Below are 22,231 nucleotides of genomic sequence, written 5' to 3'. Positions count from 1 at the left end.
CCCCCTCTAGAACACTGACAGGCCGGTCAAGGTTGTGAACCTGTCCAGAGCCGCCACTCCTGCCACCGAATTGCCTCGTTCGTCCAGGCCCGGGCTCCACACACACAGCGTGCACCGGCCCGGCACCACCGCGATGATTCCGCCACCCACGCCGCTCTTGCCGGGCAGGCCGACGCGGTAGGCGAAGTCGCCTGCCGCATCGTAGGTGCCGCAGGTCAGCATGACGGCGTTGATCTGTTTGGCCTGGCTTCGAGTGAGCAGGCGGGTGCCGTCGGCTCGGACGCCGTGGCGGGCCAGGAAAGAGGTGGCCAGGGCCAGGTCTCCGCAGGAGGCCTTGATGGAGCACTGACGGAAGTACTGGTCGAGCAGGGCCGGTACGGGGTTGTCGATGTTGCCGTACGACGCCATGAAGTGGGCGAGGGCGGCGTTGCGGTCGCCGTGCGCCGATTCGGAGGCCGCGACGTCCTTGTCGAAGTCCAGGGTCGGGTTGCCGCTCTCGGCACGCAGGAAGGCGAGGAGTTCACCGGCCGCGTCGCCGGTACGGGTCTGGAGCCGGTCGGTGACGACCAGGGCGCCGGCGTTGATGAACGGGTTGCGCGGGATGCCGTTCTCGTACTCCAGCTGGATCAGGGAGTTGAAGGGGTTGCCGGAGGGCTCGCGGCCCACGTACTCCCAGAGTTCGTCGCCCTCACGGGTCAGGTCGAGGGCGAGGGTGAAGACCTTGGTGAGGGACTGCGTGGAGAACGGCTCGCGCCAGTCCCCCACGCCGTACACCGTGCCGTCGAGTTCCGCGACGGCCATGCCGAAGCTGCGCGGGTCGCAGGCCGCGAGCGCCGGGATGTAGTCGGCGGGCCGGCCGCGGCCGGGGGTCCGCTCGATCTCCTCCGCGATGCGTTCCAGGATCGGCTGGAAGGTCAGTGACGACGTCGACGCTGCCATGATCACCATTGTGCCTCCCGGCCGGTCCCGGCGCCCATCCGCGGTATGTGTCCGTACTCGTCAGACGAGAGCCTGGCCGTTGCCTGCGACGACCTCGGGCCGCAGCAGGTCGGCGAGGGTCTCGGCGGGCAACAGGCCCTTCTCCAGGACGAGTTCGGCCACGCCCCGGCCGCTGACGAGGGCCTCCTTGGCGATGTCGGTGGCGGCCGTGTACCCGATGTACGGGTTGAGGGCGGTGACCAGGCCGATGGAGTTCTCCACGGTCCGGCGCAGTGCCTCGGTGTTGGCGGTGATGCCGTTCACGCAGCGCTCGGCGAGGGTCAGGCAAGCGGCCCGCAGGTGTGTGATGGACTCCGACAGGGAGTGCAGGATGATCGGCTCGAAGGCGTTGAGCTGGAGCTGTCCGGCCTCGGCGGCCATGGTGATGGCGACGTCGTTGCCGATCACCTCGAAGGCGACCTGGTTGACGACCTCGGGGATCACCGGGTTGACCTTGCCGGGCATGATCGACGAACCCGCCTGCACCGGCGGCAGGTTGATCTCGCCGAGACCCGCACGCGGCCCGGACGACAGCAGGCGCAGGTCGTTGCAGCTCTTGGACAGCTTGACGGCGATGCGCTTGAGCACGCCGGACATCTGGACGAACGCGCCGCAGTCCTGGGTGGCCTCGACCAGGTTGGCGGCGGTGACCAGCGGCAGCCCGGTGATCTCGGCCAGGTGGCGGCGGGCCGACTCGGCGTATCCGGCGGGGGCGTTGAGGCCGGTGCCGATGGCCGTGGCGCCCAGGTTGATCTCGTGGATCAGCTCGACCGCCTCGGCGAGCCGGGACCGGTCCTCGTCGATCATCACGGCGTACGCGGAGAACTCCTGACCCAGCGTCATCGGCACCGCGTCCTGCAACTGCGTGCGGCCCATCTTGAGCACGTCACGGAACTCGACGGCCTTGCCGGCGAACGCGTCCTGCAGCACGGCCATCGCCTTGAGCAGCCCCCGTACCGCGAACACCGTCGCGATCTTGACGGCGGTCGGATAGACGTCGTTCGTCGACTGGCCGAGATTGACGTCCTCGTTGGGGTGCAGGTACTGGTACTGGCCCTTCTGGTGGCCCAGCAGCTCCAACGCCCGGTTGGCGACGACCTCGTTGGCGTTCATGTTCGTCGAGGTGCCGGCACCGCCCTGGATGACGTCGACGACGAACTGCTCGTGCAGCTTGCCGTCGCGGATCTCTCGGCAGGCGGCGACGATGGCGTCGGCCTTCTTCGGGTCCAGCAGGCCGAGTTCCTCATTGGCGAGGGCGGCGGCCTCCTTGACGGCGGCGAGGGCGTCGATGAGGTGCGGGTAGGCGGAGATGGGCGTACCGGTAATGGCGAAGTTCTCGGTGGCGCGCAGGGTGTGGACACCCCAGTAGGCATCGGCGGGGACGTCACGGTCGCCGAGGAGGTCGTGCTCGCTGCGGGTGGCGGCGGTCATGAGGGAACGGTTCCTCTTTCAAAGGGGTTGATGGTTGGCGCCCCTGAAAGGGGCGCGGGGAACTGCGCGACAAGCCACAACGGGCCCGCAGTCGCCGAACGATATGTCGGCCCGGAGCACTAGGCGCAGGCCGGAACCACTACCGGCTCAAGGGATCGAACGGGCCGCACACACCCGACCTCCCGGCCGCCGCCAAGAAGCGCTTCACCCCGGAACTCGGTGAGCAGCTCCGGATCGACCCCGGCGAAGGCAAGCGCCGCCGCACCAACCGGCACACGTGCCCGATTCGCCCCATCAGCGATCTTCACAGCGACAGCCCGCCCATCCGGCAGGGCGGCGACCTGCACGCCCTCGAAGCCGTCCTTGGCGAGCAGCCCCGGCACGGCCCGCATCAGCGCGGCCACATCCCGCCCGGAGCCAGAGGCCATCTCCGCATGCTCCCGCATCGCGTCGGCGATCCGAGCCTCGGGCGTGCCCGGCGCCGCGGAGGTGATACGAGCCGCCGCACGGGCCAGGCCGTGCAGCGAGACGGAGAACAGCGGCGCACCGCACCCGTCGACGGTCACGCGCGCGATCCGCTGCCCGGTGAGGTCCTCGACAATCTCGGCGATGGCCTGCTGGAGCGGGTGTGCGGGGTCCAGGTAGTCGTCCAGGGACCAGCCGTTGAGCCGGCAGGTGTACAGCATCGCCGCGTGCTTGCCGGAGCAGTTCTGGGCGAGCCGGGAGGGCGCGCGGCCCTCCCGGACCCAGGTGTCCCGGACGACCTGGTCGTACGGCATGTCCGGGACGTTGCGCAGATGGTCCTCGGTGAGCCCGGCGAGTTCGAGGATGCGCCGGGTGCCGGCGAGGTGGCGTTCCTCGCCGGAGTGGCTCGCCGCGGTGAGCGAGAGCAGCTCGCCGTCGAGCGGGAGCCCGGCCCGGACCATGGCGACGGCCTGGACGGGCTTGAGCGCGGAGCGCGGATAGAAGGCGGCCTCGATGTCACCGAGCTGGAACCGGACCTCGCCGTCGTCACCGAGGACGACGACGGAGCCGTAGTGGATGCCTTCGATCATTCCGCCGCGTATGAGGTGGGCGACGGGGGCGTGGAGGGGTTCGCGGACAAGGGGTGCGTCCGCTATGGAGCTGCTGTACATCACTGCCTGGCTGTCGTGGGTCGATGAGGGGTCGTCGACCGACACGCTGTCACGCGTCGGCCTTGCCTGTGGTGCGCCCGGCCCGGCTGCGGATGGCGTACCAGCCCGCGACCAGCGCCGCGACGATCAGCGGCAGGCACAGCACGGTGGTGCGGCCGGCGCCGCCGTCGGCGTACATGAGGACCAGGACGGAGGCCAGGAAGGCCAGGGTCACGAGTTCGGTCCAGGGGGAGCCCGGCAGTCGGTAGCCGGGGCGGGTCAGCTCGCCCTTCTGGGTCTTCTGCCAGAAGAGCAGGTGACAGATCATGATCATGCCCCAGGTGGAGAGGATGCCGATGGCCGCGAAGTTCAGCACGATCTCGAACGCCTCGGCGGGGACGACGAAGTTGAGACCGACGCCGAGGACACAGATACCGCTGGTCAGCAGGATGCCGCCGTACGGGACCTGGCTGCGGCTCATCACCGAGGTGAACTTCGGGGCGGAGCCGGACATCGCCATGGAGCGCAGGATGCGGCCGGTGGAGTACAGGCCGGAGTTGAGCGAGGACATGGCCGCGGTGAGCACGACCAGGTTCATGATGCCGCCGGCCGCCGGGATGCCGATGTTGGACAGCACGGTGACGAAGGGGCTCTCGCCCGCCTTGTACGACGACCAGGGCAGCAGCATCGACAGCAGGACGACCGAGCCGACGTAGAACAGGCCGACGCGCCACATGATCGAGTTGATCGCCTTCGGCATGATCTTCTCGGGGTTCTCGGTCTCACCGGCGGCGACGCCGACCAGCTCGACGGAGGCGTAGGCGAAGACGACGCCCTGGACGATGAGCAGCATCGGGAGCAGGCCGTTGGGGAAGACGCCGCCGTTGTCGGTGATCAGGGACGGGCCGGGGGTGTGGCCGTCCACGGGCTGCTGGGTGACCAGCAGGAAGATGCCGATCAGCATGAAGACGACGAGCGCGCCGACCTTGATGATCGCGAACCAGAACTCCAGTTCGCCGAAGAACTTCACCGAGATCAGGTTCACGGTCAGGACGACGGCGAGCGCTATGAGCGCGATCACCCACTGCGGTATGTCGGAGAACATGCCCCAGTAGTGGGTGTAGGTGGCGACCGCCGTGATGTCGGCGATGCCGGTGGTCGCCCAGTTCAGGAAGTACATCCAGCCCGCCGTGTACGCGCCCTTCTCCCCCATGAACTCCCGGGCGTACGACACGAAGGCGCCGGAGGAGGGCCGGTACAGGACGAGTTCGCCGAGGGCGCGGACGACGAGGAAGGCGAAGATTCCGCAGACCGCGTAGGCGATGAACAGGGACGGGCCGGCGTCGGCGAGTCGGCCGCCGGCACCGAGGAACAGGCCGGTGCCGATGGCACCGCCGATGGCGATCATGTTGACGTGCCGGGCCTTCAGCGACTTGCTGTAGCCATGGTCTCCGGCGTCTACGTGACCGGACGAGGGGCGCGTCTCTTCTTTGAGGTGCTGCTCGCTCACGCCTCGGGTCCGCCTTCCGTGGGGCTGTCCGTGCGCGGGGGGCGCACGATGTCGGTGAGGGTCGTCTCGACGCGGTCGAGGTGGTGCGCCATGGCGTCGGTCGCGTCGAGTTCGGAACCGTCGATCAGCGCCTCGACGATGGCGCGGTGCTCCCGGTTGGACTGTTCGCGGCGGCCGCCCAGTTCGTTGAGGAAGGCCGACTGACGCGCCAGTGCGTCACGGATCTCCTCGATGACCCGGCGGAAGACCGGGTTCTGGGCGGCCTCGGCCACGGCCAGGTGGAAGAGGGTGTCCATCGCGACCCACGCGGTGGTGTCCGTCTCCCGTTCCATACGGTCGAGCAGGTGAGCCAGGTGGTCGAGGTTCTCCGGGGTGCGGCGCAGCGCCGCGTACCCGGCGACCGGGATCTCGACGTGACGGCGCACCTCCAGCAGGTCGCTCGCCGAGTAGTCGCCGAAGGTGGGGTCCTCGACGGTGCTGGCGACGACGAAGGTGCCCTTGCCGGTCTTGGAGACGGTCAGGCCCATGGTCTGCAGGGCCCGCAGGGCCTCGCGCAGGACGGGCCTGCTGATCTCCAGGGTGCGGCACAGCTCCGCCTCGGAGGGGAGCTTGTCGCCGACGGCGTAGTCGCCGCGCTCGATGGCGTCGCGCAGATGCGCCAGGACCGCTTCCATGGCGCTGATGCGTCGCGGAGGCTGTCCGGCTGTCCGGCTGTCTGACAGGTTCACGGGAGTGATACTCCGGGTGAGCTGTGGGTGGTGTCAAGGGATGCGAAGGGAGAGATTCACCGGGCGTGACGCCTCAAAGCCGGCATCACGCCCGTGAGAGCCGGCATCACGCCGGGGCTCCCGTCAGCTGTTGATCACACCCGCGCCCAGCAGCCCGAACAGCAGCAGCCCGACGACGATCCGGTAGATCACGAAGGCGTTGAAGGAGTGCTTGGCGACGAACTTGAGCAGCCAGGCGATGGAGGCGTAGGCGACGACGAAGGAGACGGCGGTGCCGACGGCCAGCGGCAGCGCGCCCGTGCCCGTGGTGCCGAGGGCGTCCTTCAGCTCGTAGATGCCTGCACCGGTCAGGGCGGGAATGCCGAGGAAGAACGACAGTCGGGTGGCGGCGACGCGATCGAGGTCGAGCATCAGCGCCGTGGACATCGTGGCGCCCGAGCGTGAGAAGCCCGGAAAGAGCAGGGCGAGGATCTGGGAGCTGCCGACGAGCATCGCGTCCTTGAAGGAGGTGTCGTCCTCCCCTCGCTTGTGCCGTCCCATCTGGTCCGCCGCCCACATCACACCGCTGCCCACGATCAGCGAGCCCGCGACCACCCACAGGGAGGCGAGCGGTCCCTCGATGAGCGGCTTGGCGACCAGGCCCACGGCGACAATCGGGATCGTCGCGTAGATCACCCACCAGGCGAACTTGTAGTCGTGGTGGTACCGCTCCTCCTTGTCCCGCAGCCCGCGCAGCCACGCGGAGACGATCCGCACGATGTCCTTGAAGAAGTACACGAGGACGGCGGCGATGGCACCGACCTGGATGACGGCCGAGAACCCGACGACCGCGTCGTCGTCGACGGGGATGCCCATCAGCCCTTCGGTGATCTTCAGATGGCCGGTCGAGGAGACGGGCAGGAACTCGGTCACCCCCTCGACGGCTCCGAGGATGAAGGCCTGACCGACGCTGATGGCGCTCATGGGATCCAGTTCCAGGGGTCGGCGGGACAGCTGGTGCGCACTGTCCTACCAGGTGCGGGTGTGGATCCGTGGCCCGCGACGCCGCGATGGCGGCCTACGACCACACCGCCTGAGCGACCGACACGCCGAGGAACGCGGCACCGAGGCCCACGGTCACGCTCCCCACGACGTTGGCGACGGCGTAGCGCCCGGCGCCCGCCTCGGTCAGCCGCAGGGTCTCGTACGAGAAGGTCGAGTACGTGGTCAGGGCGCCGCACAGGCCGGTGCCGAGCAGCAGCTGGAGGTGGGAGCTCGCGGCGCCGGCCGCCACCGCGCCGGCGAGCAGGCCGAGGATCAGACAGCCGGAGACGTTGACGACGAAGGTGCCCCAGGGGAACACCGAGTCGTGCCGGGACTGCACCGCGCGGTCGGTGAGGTAGCGCAGGGGCGCGCCGACGGCGGCGCCCGCGATCACCAGGAGCCAGTTCACGGCGACTTCTTACCTTTCGTATCCGATGTGCGCGGAATGTCGCCGCCGGTGTACCGGATGACCTCGCAGTCGTCGAGGGTGACGAGCCCTTCGGTGACGAGTTCGTCGAGCTGCGGCAGGAAGGCCCGTACGCGCTCCTCGGTGTCGACGACCACGACCGCGACCGGCAGGTCCTCGCTCAGCGACAGCAGCCGTGAGGTGTGGATCAGCGAGGAGGCGCCGAAGCCCTCGATGCCGCGGAAGACGCTGGCGCCCGCGAGGCCGGCCGCGTGGGCTCGGTGCACGATCTCCGCGTAGAGGGGTTTGTGGTGCCAGGTGTCGTGCTCGCCGACGAGGACGGTCAGGCGCAGGGCCCTTCCGGTCAGTCTGGTCATGACTGCCTCCGCTTCAGGACGCGGCGGGTGGCCGCTGCCGCGAGCCAGACCGCCGCAAGTGCCGTGATCAGGGTGGCGGCCAGGTAGGCCATCCCCGTGCGAGGGTGCCCCTCTTCCACCAGTCTGCGGATGTCCACGGCGTAGGTGGAGAAGGTGGTGAAGCCGCCGAGCACGCCGGTGCCGAAGAAGGGGCGGACGAGGCGGTGGGCGGCCCGCACTTCCGTGATCACCACCATGAACACGCCGATCACGGCGCAGCCGGCGGCATTGGTCCAGAAGGTCGCCCAGGGGAAGCCGCCCGGCTGGACCGGCCACCACAGGGTGAGCGCGTACCGGGCCGTGGCACCGATCGCTCCGCCGGCCGCGACCACCGCGACGATCGGCGCCTGCGTCCGCCAGGCCGGCTGCCGTGAGGTGCCGGCGGGGGCGCGGAGGCTCTCGGTGTCCGGAGCTGTCATGGTCGTACGTCTCCTACTCGCCTGGGCCCGGGCGTGCGGGCCTCGCGGGTGCAAGTAGGGACCGTTGGCGGCACCACTGCCGCGGTTCGGGTACGGCGGGCCCCACCACCGCGCCGCGAGGGTGATCGCGGCTGGTCAACAGGGTAACGGTCCAGTCGGCTGATCGTCCTGCCGCTTCGCCCAGGTCCTCTGGCCGTGGACCCGGACCGGCCGGACGTGGGCGCCAGGCTGCGCGTGCGGGTGGGGGTCGGCCGCCCGACCCTGGAAGCCGGGGCCCGGCCGCGACGGCGCGGCCGGGCCCCGCGTCACTGACTCGTCCGACTCACCGGTGGCGGAACCACGCCGTCGACGAGAGCGCCTTGTCGTCGTAGCCGAACAGGGACTGGTTCTCCCAGCCGTTGCCCGAGGAGGCGTCGGTCGGGTCCCAGCCGTTGCCCGTGACGGCGGTCCAGGTCGCCTCCCAGTAGAAGACGCCGAGGCCACGGCCGTTCGGGACGGCCTCCACGATGCTCGCGACGTCGTTCATCCACTTCGTCTGCCCGGCCACGGTGGCGGGGTAGCCGGAGACCAGTTCAGCGGTGGTGTCGATGATGTTCTCGTGCGCGTCCTCGCTGTCCAGCCGGAAGGGGTAGGCCGTCTCGGCGACGAAGACCGGCTTGCCGTAGCGGGAGGCCGCGTCGTCGAGGGTCGTCTGGAAGTCGTGGAGCGTGCCGTGCCAGTAGCCGTAGTACGACAGGCCGATCGCGTCGAACTTCACGCCGCTCGCGACCGCGTTGTCGAACCACCAGCGGGTGCCGGAGAGGTCGCCGCCCTTGGCGAGGTGCAGTGCGACCGTGGTGGACGAGCTGACCGCCTTGACCGCGTCGTAGCCGGAGTTGAGCAGGCCGGCGAGCTGCGCCCAGTTGTCCGTTGAGCCCTCGGACCACAGCATGCCGCCGTTGATCTCGTTGCCCACCTGGACCATGTCCGCGGTGGTGCCCTGTGCCTTGAGCGCGTTCAGGACGTCGTAGGTGTGGTCGTACACGTCGGTCCTGAGCCGGCTGTACGAGTGCCCGGACCAGGCGGCCGGCTTGGCCTGGGCGCCCGGGTCGGCCCAGGTGTCCGAGTAGTGGAAGTCGACCAGCAGCTTCAGGCCGGCCGCCTTGACACGCTTGGCCATGGCGAGAACGCGTGCCTTGTTGTTGTAGCCGTCGGCCGGGTTGACCCAGACCTTCAGGCGCGCGTAGTTCATGCCGGCGTTCTTCAGGATGGTGACCGCGTCGCCGGTGGTGCCCGAACTCGTCCGGTAGAGGCCGCCCTTGGCCTCGCTCTTGGCGAGGGAGGAGATGTCGGCGCCGTGGATCGACGTGCCACCCGTGCCGGACGCGAAGGTCAGGTCGTCGACGTTGAGCCAGTTGCCCGCGCCCGCGTCGCTGTTGATGCTGATCGTGCACTGGTTGCCGGTCACGCTGACCGGCACGACGATCCGGATCCAGCCGCTCGCCGAGACCGGGAGGTCGGTGTGCTGTTCGGCGCCGCCGCAGTTCTTCAGCGCGATGTACGCCGAGTTCTGGCCGCCGCCCGAGCGGACCCAGGCGGTGAGCTTGTAGTTCCCGTTGGTCAGGCCGGACAGGTACTGGTAGGTCTCCACCTTGTACGCCGACGAGGACCAGTGGGTCAGCCGGTAACTCCCGCTGTGCCCGCCCGCTTCGGTGAAGGAGGCGGAGTTCTGCCCGGCCGCCGAGTACGTGGACCAGCCGGCCGGGGTCGCGGTGCCGGTGCCGTCCGACTCGAAGCCGCCGTTGGTGAGCGTGCTCGCCGCCGAGGCGGTCTGCGCGGGCAGGGCGGTGAGGGCGAGTCCGGCGGCGAGCGGTATCAGCAGGACTCCGAGGGTGCGTCTGGGATGGAACATCTTCGTCCGTCGTCCCTTCGACGTATGGGGATGGGGGTCCCTCTCCGGGGAGGCCGGCGAGGGCCTCGCCACGGCGTTGACGAAACCGCCGCGGTGAGGAGCCCCTCCGCCCGCGGCTCGCGGCACACGCGGGCGGAGGGGAGTCGGCTCAGCCGTCGAGTCGTACGACCCGGACGGCTCCCGCGGGGACCTCCAGGCGACCCGCGGCGCGTTCTCCGGTCAGCAGCTCGGTGCCGGGCGCCTCCAGCGGCACCTTGGCGTCCGACGCGGTGTGGTTGACGGCGAACAGATAGCTGCCCGACTCGCCGGCGCGGCGCACGACCTCGACATCATGGGGAAGGTCGACACGCGGTGTGACCTGCGCGTCCTCGATCGCCCAGCCGAGCAGCGCGTCGAGGCCCTCGGCGCCCAGGCGCGTGGAGACGTACCAGGCGGTGCCCTCGCCGAGCCGGTGCCGGGTGACGGCGGGGTGGCCGGCGGTCAGGCCGTCGGCGTACGTCCAGACGGTCTCCGCCCCGCGCGGGACGACGAACTCCGACCACACGTCGCCGCTGAGCTCGGAGCCGTCGGGGCCGGTGATGCGCACCAACTGCTCCCGCAGCAGCGGCGAGAACTCCTCGATCGTCAGGCCGAGGACATCCCGCAGGGCGCCGGGGCAGGCACCCTCGTGCACGGCGTCGTGGTCGTCGACGATGCCGGAGAAGTACGACACGACGAGGGTGCCGCCGCTCTCGACGTACTCCTTGAGGTTGTGCCCGGCCGCCTCGGTCATCAGGTACAGGGCCGGTACGACGACAAGGGGATATCTCGACAAGTCGGCTTCCGGAGGGGCGAAGTCGACCGTGAGGTGGCGGTCGAAGAGCACCTCGTAGAAGGCGTCGGCGCGCTCGCGGGCGTCGTGGTCCTCACTGGGGCGCCAGTCGAGGTTCTGCGCCCACCAGGACTGCCAGTCCCAGAGCATGGCCACGTCGGCCTGGGTGCGGGTGCCGCGCACGCCGCTCAACAGGTCGAGGGCGGCGCCGAGTTCGACGACCTCACGCCACACGCGTGTGTCGGTGCCGCCGTGCGGGAGCATCGCCGAGTGGAACTTCTCGGCGCCGCGCCGGGACTGCCGCCACTGGAAGAACATGGCGCCCTCGGAGCCGCGCGCCACATGGGCGAGGGAGTTGCGGGCCATCTGGCCCGGGGCCTTGGCCGGGTTGCGGGGCTGCCAGTTGACGCCCGAGGTGGAGTGCTCCAGCAGGATCCAGGGCGCTCCCTGGGCCACCGAGCGCGTGAGGTCCGCGGCCATGGCGAGGTTGACGTGGGTGCGGCGGCCGTCGGTGATCAGGTAGTGGTCGTTGGTGACGATGTCGACCTCACGGCCCCAGGCCCAGTAGTCCACGGAGTCGCACTGGCTGAGGGCGGTCATGAAGTTGGTGGTGACCGGCACGCCGGGTGAGAGGTGGTGCAGGATGTCCCGCTCCATACGGAAGTTCTCGCGCATGGTGGCGTCGGCGAACCGCTTGTAGTCCAGCGCCTGGGCCGGGTTGACGGCGGTGGGTGTGCGGCGTGGCGGGTTGATCTGCCCGAAGTCCGTGTAGCGCTGGCCCCAGAAGGCGGTGCCCCAGGCCTCGTTGAGCGCGTCGACCGTCTCGTACGTCGACTCCAGCCAGCGGCGGAAGTGGGCGGCGCAGGAGTCGCAGTAGCAGGCCGAGACGGGGACGCCGTACTCGTTGTGCACGTGCCACATCGCCAGCGCCGGGTGGTCGCCGTAGCGTTCGGCGAGCTTGGTGGTGATGGTCGCGGCCGCCGTGCGGTAGTCCGCGTTGCTGTGACAGATGGCGGCGCGTGAGCCGAACTCGTGGCGCACGCCCTCCGCCGTCACGGGCAGCGCCTCGGGGTGGGCGCGGTAGAACCACACGGGCGGGCAGACGGTCGGTGTGCCCAGGTCGACGCGGATGCCGTGCTCGTGCAGCAGGTCGAACACACGGTCCAGCCAGCCGAAGTCGTACGCGCCGGGAGCGGGCTCCAGCAGGGCCCAGGAGAAGATCCCGACGCTCACCATCGTGACGCCGGCCTCCCGCATCAGCCGGACGTCCTCCGCCCAGACGCTTTCCGGCCACTGCTCGGGGTTGTAGTCCCCACCGAAGGCAAGCCCGGTGAGGCCCCTGGGGTTGGTCTCCGGCATGGATCTCTCCCGTTTGGTCGATCATTTGGGAACGTGCACACACTCGATCGGCGGTGCGAGCCCAACATAACCGCACAGCAACAACCATTGACAAGTGTCCGGGATGTTTCTCTACTGTGAACGCTCACAGAAGCATGGCAGGCCCTCGCAGCAGGCGAGGGCCCAGGTCAGGGGAGAGATCCATGCCCATCTCACAGCGCCGACGGCTCTTGTCCAGAAGTGCAGCCACATGTGTCGCCGTCGCCCTCGGCGCGACCGCCCTCACCGCTTGCGGCTCCGAGGACAGCGAGGCCGAGTCCGGTCCCGTCTCGCTGACGTACTGGACCTGGACGCCCGGCATGGACAAGGTCGTCGACCTGTGGAACAAGGGTCCGGGCAAGAAGGACCAGATCACCGTCACGGTGAAGAAGCAGGCGTCCGGCGACACGCTGGTCACCAAGATCCTCACCGCGCACAAGGCCGGCAAGGGCCCCGACCTGGTGCAGGCCGAGTACCAGGCGCTGCCGACGCTGGTCAGCAATGACGCGGTCGCGGACATAGCCGGCGAAGTCGGCGACGCGAAGGGCAAGTTCGCCGACGGTGTGTGGCAGCAGACCACGCTGGGCACCGACGCGGTCTACGCGGTCCCGCAGGACATCGGGCCGATGATGTTCTACTACCGCGAGGACCTGTTCAAGAAGTACGGCCTGAGCGTCCCGACCACCTGGGAACAGTTCGCCGAGACGGCCCGCGCGCTGAAGAAGAAGGCCCCGGACACGGACCTGACCACCTTCTCCGCCAATGACTCCGGGCTCTTCGCGGGTCTCGCCCAGCAGGCCGGCGCCAAGTGGTGGACGACCTCCGGCGACAAGTGGCAGGTCGGCATCGACGACGCCGCCTCCCAGAAGGTCGCCAAGTTCTGGGGTGACCTGGTCAAGGAGGGCGCCGTCGACAACCAGCCGATGTACACGCCGGCCTGGAACAAGGCGCTCAACACCGGCAAGCAGATCGCCTGGGTGAGCGCCGTGTGGGCGCCGGGCACGCTGACCACGGCCGCGCCCGCCACCAAGGGCAAGTGGGCCATGGCCCCGCTCCCCCAGTGGTCGCAGTCGGAGAACGTCACCGGCAGCTGGGGCGGCTCCTCCACCGCCGTCACCACCGACTCCCAGCACAAGGCGGCCGCCGCGAAGTTCGCCGCCTGGCTGAACACCGACGGCGACGCCCTCAACGCGCTGGCCAAGGAGAGCGGCATCTACCCGGCCTCCACGTCGGCCCAGCTCAGCGGCGCGTTCACCACGCCGCCGGACTACTTCTCCCAGCAGGCCGACTTCTACACCAAGGCCGCCGAGATCGCCGAGACCACGGCGCCGTCCGCGTGGGGTCCGAATGTGAACGTCGCCTACACGACGTTCAAGGACGCGTTCGGCAAGGCCGCCAAGGACAAGTCGGACTTCGTCGCCGCCCTGAACTCGATGCAGGACGACACGGTCGCCGACCTGAAGAAGCAGGGCTTCGAGGTCTCCGAGTGACCAGCACAAGCCGGAAGGCGTACGGGGTGAAGGGGGCCCCGTACGCCTTCCTCCTCCCCGCGACGATCCTCTTCGCCTTGTTCTTCGCACTGCCCATCGGCTACGCGATCTGGCTCAGCTTCCGCAAGATGAAGGTCTCCGGGCTCGGTCTCGGGTCCGGCGCCCGCAAGGAGGTCTGGGCCGGACTGGAGAACTACACCGACACCCTCACCGACAGCGAGTTGCTGAACGGCGCGCTGCGTGTGCTCGGCTACGGCTGCATCGTGGTGCCGGTGATGCTGGGCCTCGCCCTGCTGTTCGCGCTGATGCTCGACTCGGAGAAGGTGCGGCTCGCGCCCTTCACCCGGCTCGCGATCTTCCTGCCGTACGCCATCCCGGGCGTCGTGGCCGCTCTGCTGTGGGGTTTCCTGTACCTGCCGGACGTCAGCCCCTTCTACTACGTGCTGGCGAAGCTGGGGCTGCCGCAACCGGACCTGCTCGACGGCGGCCCGCTCTACCTCGCCCTGTCGAACATCGCGGTCTGGGGCGGTACCGGCTTCAACATGATCGTCATCTACACCTCGCTGCGGGCCATCCCGGCCGAGGTGTACGAGGCGGCCAGGCTGGACGGCGCCACGCCGCTGCAGATCGCGCTCAGGATCAAGATCCCGATGGTGGCGCCCTCGCTGGTGCTGACCTTCTTCTTCTCGATCATCGCCACGCTCCAGGTGTTCAACGAGCCGACCACTCTGAAGCCGCTCACCAACTCCGTGTCCACGACCTGGAGTCCGCTGATGAAGGTGTACCAGGACGCCTTCGGCAAGGGCGACATCCACGCGGCGGCCGCCCAGGCCACGATCATCGCCCTGGCCACGCTGCTGCTGTCCTTCGGCTTCCTGCGAGCCGCGAACCGTCGTAACAGGCAGGAGGCAGCACGATGAGTTCTCTTGCCGTGAGCAAGACGGGGCCGGCCGCCGGCACCGCCCCCGGGACGGTCCACAGCCGTCCGCCACTGCGCCGCCGGATCGCGCTGACACCTACGGTCACGCTGCTGCTCGGCGCGATCTACTGTCTGCTGCCCGTCGCCTGGGTCGTGATCGCCGCGACCAAGTCCGGCAGCGAGTTGTTCTCCACGTTCACGTTCCTGCCGGGCACCGGTTTCGCCGACAACCTCTCGGACCTGAGCGCCTACCGCGACGGCGTCTACTGGGAGTGGATGGGCAACTCCGCCCTGTACGCCGGTCTCGGCGCCCTGCTGTCGACGGTCGTCTCGGCGTTCAGCGGCTATGCGCTGGCCGTCTACCGCTTCCCCGGCCGGGAGACGATCTTCAACGTGCTGCTCGCCGGCGTGCTGATGCCGCCGGTCATCCTCGCCATCCCGCAGTACCTGCTGCTGGCGAAGGCCGACCTGACGGACTCGTATCTGTCCGTGCTGCTGCCGCAGATCCTCTCGCCGTACGGTGTCTACCTCTCGCGGATCTACGCGTCCGCCGCCGTCCCGGCCGATGTGGTCGAGGCAGGGCGGATGGACGGGGCGAGCGAGTGGCGGATCTTCACCCGAGTCGCGCTGCCGATGATGGTGCCCGGCATGGTGACGGTGTTCCTGTTCCAGTTCGTGGCGATCTGGAACAACTTCCTGTTGCCGTACATCATGCTCAGCGACGACGAGAAGTTCCCGATCACGCTGGGCCTGTTCACGCTCCTCGAACAGGGCGCCAACACCCCGGCGCTGTACACGCTGGTGATCACCGGCGCGTTCCTCGCGGTGCTTCCGCTGGTGGCGCTCTTCCTGGTCGTCCAGCGCTTCTGGAGCCTGGATCTGCTTTCCGGGGCCGTAAAGTCATGACCATGAGCAACACGGGGGGCCGACGCAGACCGCCGACCATCCACGACGTGGCGCGCGAGGCCGGAGTCTCACGGGGCACCGTCTCGCGCGTGCTCAACGGCGGGCACTACGTCAGCCCGGCCGCGCAGGACGCGGTCAACGCGGCGATCCGCAAGACGGGTTACGTGGTCAACCGGCATGCCCGCTCACTGATCACGGGCCGTTCGGACTCGATCGGCTTCCTGCTGACCGAACCGCAGGAGAGGTTCTTCGAGGACCCCAACTTCAACGTCCTGCTGAGCGGCTGCACCCAGGCGCTCGCCGCGCACGACATCCCGCTTCTGCTGATGCTGGCGGGTACGAAGGACGAACGGCGGCGCATCACGCGGTACATCACGGCCGGGCACGTCGACGGGGTGCTGCTGGTGTCCAGCCACTCCGGTGACCGGGTCGCGGAGGAACTGCGCGAGGCCGGTGTGCCCCTCGTCCAGTGCGGCAAGCCCATGGGGCCCGGCTCCAAGGTGAGTTACGTGGCCGCCGACGACCGGGACGGCGCCCGGGACATGGTGCGCCATCTGCTGTCCGTGGGCCGCCGCCGGATCGGCGTGGTGAGCGGCCCGCTGGACACCCCGGGCGGGGTGGATCGCCTCGCCGGCTACAAGGAGGTGCTCACCGAGGCGGGAATCGAGATCGACGAGCGGCTCATCGTCTCCGGCGACTACAGCCGGGCCAGCGGCGAGGCCGCCGCCGAGCGGCTGCTGGCGCAGGCACCCGACCTGGACGCCCTGTTCGTGGCCTCCGACCTGATGGCCCAGGGCGCCCTGGCGGCGCTCCACCGGGCGGGGCGCCGGGTGCCCGAGGACGTGTCCGTGGGCGGCTTCGACGACTCCGTCGCGGCGACGGAGGCCAGCCCCGCCCTCACGACGATCCGGCAGCCCTACGACCGCATCAGCGCCGAGATGGTGCGGCTGCTGCTCGCGCAGATCGGCGGCGAGGACCCGGCCGCGGTCATCCTGCCGACGGAGCTGGTGAGGCGGGACTCGACGTAGGGGTGTCGGGGGCGTGGGGGGTGGAGGCATGAGCGGGTCGCGAGGGGGCGGGTCGGGCAGGAACTCGCGAGCCGGTCAGGAATCGAGAAGCGGCCCGGCGCTCCCCCGTCCTAGCGTGAAACCACCGACGAAAACCCGTCGGCCACGTTTCACCGAGGAGGACGTCATGACCGCCGGAGTCAACACGATCATCTACCCCGTCAAGGACCTCGACCGGGCGAAGGCCCTGTTCAGCGCCCTGCTGGCCACGGAGCCCTATGCGGACGAGCCGTACTACGTCGGCTACAAGGACGCAGGTCAGGACGTCGGTCTCGACCCCAATGGACACGCGAAGGGCATGACCGGCCCGGTCCCCTACTGGCACGTGAGCGACATCAGGGCGACGCACGCAGCACTGCTGAAGGCGGGCGCCGAACCGCTCCAGGACGTCCACGATGTCGGCGGCGGCAGGCTGATCGCCTCCGTGAAGGACGCCGACGGCAACCTCGTCGGGCTGCTCCAGGACCCGACCGGCTGACCGCACCGAGCGTCGGCCGCGGCGCACACTTGCACGCGCACTAGTTGCACGCACAACAAATGGCCGAATCGGTGTTACCGTGCCGGTATGGCAGCGAAAACGGCCGACGTGGGGCTCGAGCAACGGTGGCGGAACATCCTGTCCGTGCACGCCCGCACGATGTGCGAGATCGACCGCGTACTGCACCCGCACGGCCTTGGAGCGAGCGACTTCGAGGTGCTCGACATCCTCGCGACGGCGGCGCCCGAGGAAGGCGAGCAGTGCCGGGTGCAGAACCTCGTCGGACGGGTGCATCTCAGCCAGAGCGCGCTGTCCCGGCTGATCGGCCGACTGGAGAAGGACGGGCTGGTGGAGCGTTCCGTCTGCGCCGAGGACCGTCGCGGCGTGTATGTCACCCTGACCCGCAAGGGCCGTGACCTGCACGCCGAGGTCCTGCCGTTGCAGCGCGACGCGCTGGCCCGGACGCTGAGCGGCTGACGGCCTGCGGCGAGCGACGGGCGCCGAGCGGCTACAGCGCGAACTCGGCGGCGTCCGGGAGGACTTCGATGCCCGCCTCGGACACCTGTGCACGGGCCGCCGAGCCCGGGTCGAGCAGGGGGTTCGTGTCGGCGAGGTGGGTGTAGATCCGGCGGGCGTGCGAGTGGCGGGCCAGCGCGGCGAGACTGCCGGCGGGGCCCGAGACGGGCAGATGGGACCCGTTCTGCGGCGCCTCGTCGGGCGTGAAGTGCGTACCGTCCAGTACGACGCAGTCGGCCGTCGCGATCAGGTCGTCCAGCAGCGGGGACCAGGTGCCGACGCGGGGTGCGTACACGAGGACGCGTCCGGTGGCCAGGTCCTCGACCCGGTACACCGTCACCCAGCGACGATCCGACGTCCTGGCCGGTACATACGCCGGCGCCCTGCCCCCGACCGGGTGCGCCGTGACGACCAGGCCGCCTGCCAGCACGAATCCGCCCTCGGTGAGGCTGTCCGCCCACTCCCACGGGGCGTGCCGGCCGAGCGCCGCCCGCGCCGGGCCCAGGGCGGCGAGCACCGGTGGGGCGGCGTATGTCTTCATCCCCGCGGCGTCGCGCAGCACGGCCAGGCCGGCCAGGTGATCGGCCTCGGCGTCGGTCAGCAGCACGCCCCGCACCGGGGTGTGCCGGGCGCCCGGCCACAGGGCGGAGGCGGCGTTGAGCTGGGCGCGGATGTCCGGTGAGGTGTTCAGCAGCCACCAGTCGCGGGAGTTGCCGGTGACGGCCGCGCATTCCGGGCCGCGGGCCGGAAGCTTCCCGTCACGTGCGGCGTCGCACCGGACGCAGGCGCAGTTCCAGCGCGGAAAGCCGCCTCCGGCGGCGGTGCCGAGCAGGACGACCCTCAAGACGACCCCCCACCCTTTCGCGTCGGCCCCTCGATGGGATCTTCCCTCTCCGTACGGCCGAACCACCCCGGGGCAGGGAGCAGTTCCGGCCGACCTTCGGGGCGCGGCCGGAACCAGTCGGGGCGGGCGGGGGGAGGCCGACTCAGGTGTCCGGCCCGGTACCCCGTGGGATCAGGGGCGGGCGAGCAGGGTGCGTACGCCCTCCGAGGTCAGGGTCAGCGGATGCGCGGACCCGGCGTCTATGGTCAGAGCCAGATCCTCGGACGGCCACTGGGAGGCGAGTGCGCCCAGCGGTACCAGGCGGTAGCGGGAGATGTAGGGCAGCAGCTCTGCCATCGCGGGCTCGGAGGTGAAAACCGGGACGACCGGCTCGCCGCCCGGGCGCTCGATGACCGGCAGCGCCACGGCGCCGGGGTCGGTTGCGTCCGCCTCGCCCACATCGTCGGGCACCGGGACGAGGACGTCGCTGCTCGCGAGCGTGTCCATCGCCGCCCTGTCCTCCGTGTTGTCGGCCAGCGCGTCCAGCGCCTGCCGTGCCGGTGTGGCGGTGTTGTCGTTCGCGGGTGTTTCCATGGCAGATCCCCTGGATAGCGACGGTCTACAGCCCTGCTCGCGTACCCGATCCGGACCGGAGCATTCCTATGACTGTCCGGGGGATCGGGCGGATGACGCGGGGTGGTCCTCGGAGCATCGGCCGTCCTCACCGAATCAGCGGAATGTGGTCGGACGCAGGCGTCCCGCCGAACAGCGCGGAGCGCGGCGACCACGTCCGGTCCTGCCCGGCCCACGGGCGAACCCGACCGACGAGGGCCGTACTCCTGGGCATCGAGGACACGGTCCGGCTTCGGCCCGTTTCGTAGTTATAGCCAGGAATCAGTGCGCGGAAGACTCATCGGACCCGAGGGCGTTCCGGCACCCGCGCTCAGCGAGTCGTGATCCACAGCGCGATCTCACCACCGACCATGCCGGGGCGGCAAAGCGCGTGGTTCGGAACGAGGGGTGGCGTCCCGGTTCGCTGTCGTAGTGGGGGCAGACCGAGCCCGGCAGCAGGCCCAAGCCGTCCGTCAGGAACGTCAGCGGCCCGAATGAGTCGGTGGCGGCCAGAAACCTCTCGGCATACGCGGACGCGTCGCCGCTGGCCGTCGGCAGGAAGCAGATCCTCGGTCGGGGCGCGCCCGCGTGTCCCAGGAGCCAGTCGTCGAGCAGACCGTCCTCCTCGGTGGAGAAGCCTCCGCCGAGCAGGGCCAGGCGGCGCGGGGCAATGTCGGACACCGGTGCGTCTCCTCGACGGGCGGGGACGGGGCGGGTGGGTGTCCGGGAACGATGCCGGGTCCGTAGCCGCGAGCGCAATCGAATTGACCTTGGAGAGGTCCCCTCGCGCGGTCCCCGCCCGGCGTCGGCGGCGGGCGAAGAGTCGTAGCCTGAGAAGGACGGGACAGGCTCCCGCCCTGATGGGCGCGGGAGGCGGTGTATGCGTTACGAGGACCGCAGGGCGGCCGGGCGGCTGCTGGCCGGAGGGCTGGAGGAGCTGCGCGGTCAGGATGTGGTGGTGCTGGGCCTGCCGCGCGGTGGACTGCCCGTGGCGGCCGAAGTGGCCCGGCATCTCGGCGCGCCGCTGGATGTGCTGGTGGTGCGCAAGCTGGGCGTGCCCCGGCAGCCGGAGTGGGGCTTCGGGGCGATCGGCGAGGATGGCGTCCGTGTCCTGAACCGGGATGTGATCAGCGAGGCCGGGCTGGATTCCGCCGAGCAGGCGTCCGTGGAGGAAGCAGAGCGGGCCGAGCTGGAACGGCGTGTGCGGGACTACCGGCAGGGGCGGGCCGCACTGCCGATCGCCGGTCGCACGGCCGTCGTCGTGGACGACGGGCTCGCCACCGGAGCGACAGCCGAGGTGGCCTGTCGAGTCGTACGAGGTCAGGGCGCTGCCCGTGTCGTGCTCGCCGTGCCCGTCGCGCCGTCCCACAGCGTGGCCCGGCTCCGGCAAGTGGCCGACGACGTCGTCTGCCCGCAGACGCACCGGATCCTCGGCGCCGTGGGCGCCTGGTACCGGGACTTCGCCCAGGTCTCGGACGCCGAGGTCACGTCCCTGCTCACGGCGGCCGCCCGCCGAACGCCCCAGTCCGAGCTCCCGGCTCCGCTCCCGCGGGCGCAATCCGCGTCACCGTCGAACCGCGAAGTGCTGATCCCCGCCGCCGGGGCCCGGCTGGGCGCCCACCTCGTCGTACCGGACGGGGCGCCGACGGTGGTGGCCTTCGCGCACGGCAGCGGAAGCGGTCGGCACAGCCCGCGCAACCAGTACGTCGCCACCGCCCTCAATCGCGCCGGCCTGGCCACCCTGCTGCTCGACCTGCTGACCGACGACGAGGCGCACGACCGGCACAACGTCTTCGACATCCTCCTGCTCGCCCGGCGCCTGCACGCCGCGTCCGTGTGGTTGCGTGATCAAACCGGCCTGCCCGTCGCCTACTTCGGAGCCAGTACGGGAGCCGCCGCCGCGCTGGAGGCCGCCGCACTGTCCGACTCCGGCATCGGCTCGGTCGTCTCCCGCGGCGGCCGCCCCGACCTGGCGACCCCGGCGGCGCTGACCCACGTACGGGCGCCGACCCTGCTCATCGTCGGCAGCCGTGACACTCAGGTGCTCAGCCTCAACCGCCTGGCCGCCGACCGGATGCACTGCGAGCACCGTATCGCCGTCGTCCCGGGCGCCACCCACCTCTTCGAGGAGCCCGGCACCCTCACCATGGTCGCCGAACTGGCCCGCGACTGGTTCACCACCCACCTCGACCGGCCCACCGCGCCTGCGCCGCCACGTCGGTCGGCGTGACATACGGAACCCTCGCGGCTTTGGTCGCGACGGTCCGGAGGCCCGGACTCCGCCGGCCTCCGGGGTCATGGAGATCGCGTGCAGAACGTATGCCTGAACTCTGGATCTCTGCACGGAGAGGGACCCCACGCGTGAGCGAACCGAACGGCCCCGTCTGCCCGGAGTGCGGCACGCCCAGGGCATCGGACGGAACTCCCGCCTGCTCCTGCGCCCGGCGGGCGTCCGATGCCCGCCGCGACACGCGCACGGCGGAGGCGGCAGCCGCGGAGGACTTCGATCCGGTGCGGATACGGCCGTTCGTGGAACTCGGCGACGACGCCGGGAAGGTCGCGAAGGACACCGAAGTCCCGAAGGAACGAGGGGACTCGCCGGATCCGGAGGGGACGCCCACCGCCGGAACGGTGTTCGGCACCGGGCCGGGCTTCGCCGAGGCCTCCCTTCTCCCCGGAGAGGGGGACGAACCGCTCCTTCCGGACGCGGGCGCCCCGCAAGTCCCCCGGCGTCGGCACCGCACCCTTCTGATCACCGGCGCGGGAGCCGCCTTGGCCGTGCTCGTCACGGGGGCTCTCGTCGGCGGACTCCTCTCGTACGAGAGCCCCGCGCGGGACGACGCTCCGTCCGACGGCGTGCGGGCGCCGGTCCCGGACGATGCCACCGGGGAGGGCCCCCAAGGGGCGCCGTCCGAGAGTGTCTCCCCCGCCCCGGTCTCCGGAAGCCCGACGTCCTCTGCCGGCACGACTCCCACCGGCGAGAGCCCCACCCCGACTCGCTCCACAACCCCCACCGAGTCCCCGTCCGCTCCCGGCCCCAGCTTCGGCCCCTCGGCCGCCCCCGCCGAGCCGAGCCCCCCTGAACAGCAGGACCCGATCCTCCGCTTCGGTGACAGCGGACCGGAAGTGACCGAACTCCAGCTCCGCCTGCGCCAGATCGGCTACTACAACGGCACCATCGACGGCGACTACGACCGTCAGGTCGAGAACGCGGTACGCGGCTACCAACTCACCCGCGTGATCCTCACGGACGAGCCGGGCGTCTACGGCACAGCGACCCGGAGGGCACTCGAATCCGAGACCTCTCAGCCGTGA

At 70.1% G+C, this 22,231-nt stretch carries 22 protein-coding genes; 8 read left to right on the top strand and 14 right to left on the bottom strand.

Features of this window, described 5'->3' with window-relative positions; genetic code table 11:
- Positions 1–6: 6 nt before the first annotated feature.
- The 11 genes from ACZ7NC_RS13505 to ACZ7NC_RS13455 form a co-directional block, all read right to left on the bottom strand.
- Positions 7–948 (bottom strand): glutaminase, encoded by a 942-nt coding sequence (locus tag ACZ7NC_RS13505; protein WP_471487771.1) that lies wholly within the window; start codon positions 946–948, stop codon positions 7–9.
- Between the two features lie 51 nt (positions 949–999).
- The gene (gene aspA / locus ACZ7NC_RS13500; protein WP_471487769.1) at positions 1,000–2,409 is read right to left on the bottom strand and encodes an aspartate ammonia-lyase; all 1,410 of its coding nucleotides are present in this window, start codon (positions 2,407–2,409) and stop codon (positions 1,000–1,002) included.
- 119 nt (positions 2,410–2,528) lie between these two features.
- Entirely contained in the window at positions 2,529–3,545 is a 1,017-nt protein-coding gene (locus ACZ7NC_RS13495; protein WP_471487767.1) for an asparaginase, read from the bottom strand.
- Positions 3,546–3,594: 49 nt separating this feature from the next.
- Entirely contained in the window at positions 3,595–5,034 is a 1,440-nt protein-coding gene (locus tag ACZ7NC_RS13490; protein ID WP_471487766.1) for an amino acid permease, read from the bottom strand.
- Positions 5,031–5,708 carry a FadR/GntR family transcriptional regulator gene (locus tag ACZ7NC_RS13485; RefSeq protein WP_471487764.1) on the bottom strand — a complete coding sequence of 226 codons (678 nt, stop codon included), beginning with the start codon at positions 5,706–5,708 and terminating at the stop codon, positions 5,031–5,033. Before ACZ7NC_RS13485 ends, ACZ7NC_RS13490 begins: the two co-directional genes overlap by 4 nt.
- Before the next feature lie 177 nt (positions 5,709–5,885).
- The gene (locus ACZ7NC_RS13480; protein ID WP_471487762.1) at positions 5,886–6,725 is read right to left on the bottom strand and encodes an undecaprenyl-diphosphate phosphatase; all 840 of its coding nucleotides are present in this window, start codon (positions 6,723–6,725) and stop codon (positions 5,886–5,888) included.
- Between the two features lie 94 nt (positions 6,726–6,819).
- Entirely contained in the window at positions 6,820–7,194 is a 375-nt protein-coding gene (gene crcB, locus ACZ7NC_RS13475) for a fluoride efflux transporter CrcB (RefSeq protein WP_471487760.1), read from the bottom strand.
- Positions 7,191–7,568, bottom strand: coding sequence for a DUF190 domain-containing protein (locus tag ACZ7NC_RS13470; RefSeq protein WP_471487758.1), 378 nt, complete (start codon positions 7,566–7,568; stop codon positions 7,191–7,193). The genes crcB (ACZ7NC_RS13475) and ACZ7NC_RS13470 overlap by 4 nt, the downstream gene beginning before the upstream one ends.
- A complete protein-coding gene (crcB, locus tag ACZ7NC_RS13465; RefSeq protein WP_471487756.1) occupies positions 7,565–8,026 on the bottom strand; it encodes a fluoride efflux transporter CrcB in 462 nt (153 codons plus the stop codon). The genes ACZ7NC_RS13470 and crcB (ACZ7NC_RS13465) overlap by 4 nt, the downstream gene beginning before the upstream one ends.
- A gap of 322 nt (positions 8,027–8,348) precedes the next feature.
- Positions 8,349–9,917 carry a glycoside hydrolase family 53 protein gene (locus tag ACZ7NC_RS13460; RefSeq protein WP_471487754.1) on the bottom strand — a complete coding sequence of 523 codons (1,569 nt, stop codon included), beginning with the start codon at positions 9,915–9,917 and terminating at the stop codon, positions 8,349–8,351.
- Positions 9,918–10,065: 148 nt separating this feature from the next.
- Entirely contained in the window at positions 10,066–12,087 is a 2,022-nt protein-coding gene (locus ACZ7NC_RS13455; protein WP_471487752.1) for a beta-galactosidase, read from the bottom strand.
- A 182-nt stretch (positions 12,088–12,269) separates the two neighbouring features.
- Here ACZ7NC_RS13455 and ACZ7NC_RS13450 point away from each other — a divergent pair, with 182 nt between their 5' ends.
- From ACZ7NC_RS13450 to ACZ7NC_RS13425, 6 genes are all read left to right on the top strand, one after another.
- A complete protein-coding gene (locus ACZ7NC_RS13450) occupies positions 12,270–13,595 on the top strand; it encodes an ABC transporter substrate-binding protein (RefSeq protein WP_471487750.1) in 1,326 nt (441 codons plus the stop codon).
- The gene (locus ACZ7NC_RS13445) at positions 13,592–14,515 is read left to right on the top strand and encodes a carbohydrate ABC transporter permease (RefSeq protein ID WP_471487748.1); all 924 of its coding nucleotides are present in this window, start codon (positions 13,592–13,594) and stop codon (positions 14,513–14,515) included. The genes ACZ7NC_RS13450 and ACZ7NC_RS13445 overlap by 4 nt, the downstream gene beginning before the upstream one ends.
- Positions 14,512–15,420 carry a carbohydrate ABC transporter permease gene (locus tag ACZ7NC_RS13440; RefSeq protein ID WP_471487746.1) on the top strand — a complete coding sequence of 303 codons (909 nt, stop codon included), beginning with the start codon at positions 14,512–14,514 and terminating at the stop codon, positions 15,418–15,420. Before ACZ7NC_RS13445 ends, ACZ7NC_RS13440 begins: the two co-directional genes overlap by 4 nt.
- Entirely contained in the window at positions 15,417–16,448 is a 1,032-nt protein-coding gene (locus tag ACZ7NC_RS13435) for a LacI family DNA-binding transcriptional regulator (RefSeq protein ID WP_471487744.1), read from the top strand. Before ACZ7NC_RS13440 ends, ACZ7NC_RS13435 begins: the two co-directional genes overlap by 4 nt.
- Before the next feature lie 166 nt (positions 16,449–16,614).
- Positions 16,615–16,965, top strand: a complete 351-nt coding sequence (locus ACZ7NC_RS13430) for a VOC family protein (protein ID WP_471487742.1) — start codon at positions 16,615–16,617, stop codon at positions 16,963–16,965.
- Positions 16,966–17,052: 87 nt separating this feature from the next.
- Positions 17,053–17,442: a MarR family winged helix-turn-helix transcriptional regulator gene (locus tag ACZ7NC_RS13425; protein ID WP_471487740.1), complete on the top strand. Its 390-nt coding sequence runs from the start codon at positions 17,053–17,055 to the stop codon at positions 17,440–17,442.
- Between the two features lie 31 nt (positions 17,443–17,473).
- Here ACZ7NC_RS13425 and pqqB read toward each other — a convergent pair whose 3' ends face one another.
- The 3 genes from pqqB to ACZ7NC_RS13410 all read right to left on the bottom strand — a co-directional run bounded on the left by pqqB (position 17,474) and on the right by ACZ7NC_RS13410 (position 19,597).
- A complete protein-coding gene (gene pqqB, locus ACZ7NC_RS13420) occupies positions 17,474–18,325 on the bottom strand; it encodes a pyrroloquinoline quinone biosynthesis protein PqqB (protein ID WP_471487738.1) in 852 nt (283 codons plus the stop codon).
- Between the two features lie 171 nt (positions 18,326–18,496).
- A complete protein-coding gene (locus tag ACZ7NC_RS13415) occupies positions 18,497–18,898 on the bottom strand; it encodes an SseB family protein (RefSeq protein ID WP_471487737.1) in 402 nt (133 codons plus the stop codon).
- A gap of 300 nt (positions 18,899–19,198) precedes the next feature.
- A complete protein-coding gene (locus ACZ7NC_RS13410) occupies positions 19,199–19,597 on the bottom strand; it encodes a hypothetical protein (RefSeq protein WP_471487735.1) in 399 nt (132 codons plus the stop codon).
- A gap of 199 nt (positions 19,598–19,796) precedes the next feature.
- On the opposite strand from ACZ7NC_RS13410, the gene ACZ7NC_RS13405 reads away from it, so the two are divergent.
- Together ACZ7NC_RS13405 and ACZ7NC_RS13400 are read left to right on the top strand one after the other, a co-directional pair.
- Positions 19,797–21,146, top strand: coding sequence for a phosphoribosyltransferase family protein (locus ACZ7NC_RS13405; protein WP_471487733.1), 1,350 nt, complete (start codon positions 19,797–19,799; stop codon positions 21,144–21,146).
- Positions 21,147–21,277: 131 nt separating this feature from the next.
- A complete protein-coding gene (locus ACZ7NC_RS13400; protein WP_471487731.1) occupies positions 21,278–22,231 on the top strand; it encodes a peptidoglycan-binding domain-containing protein in 954 nt (317 codons plus the stop codon).

It is taken from the genome of Streptomyces sp. NPDC111802 (genome assembly GCF_055634335.1).
This window is presented reverse-complemented; position numbering and strand designations above follow the sequence as displayed.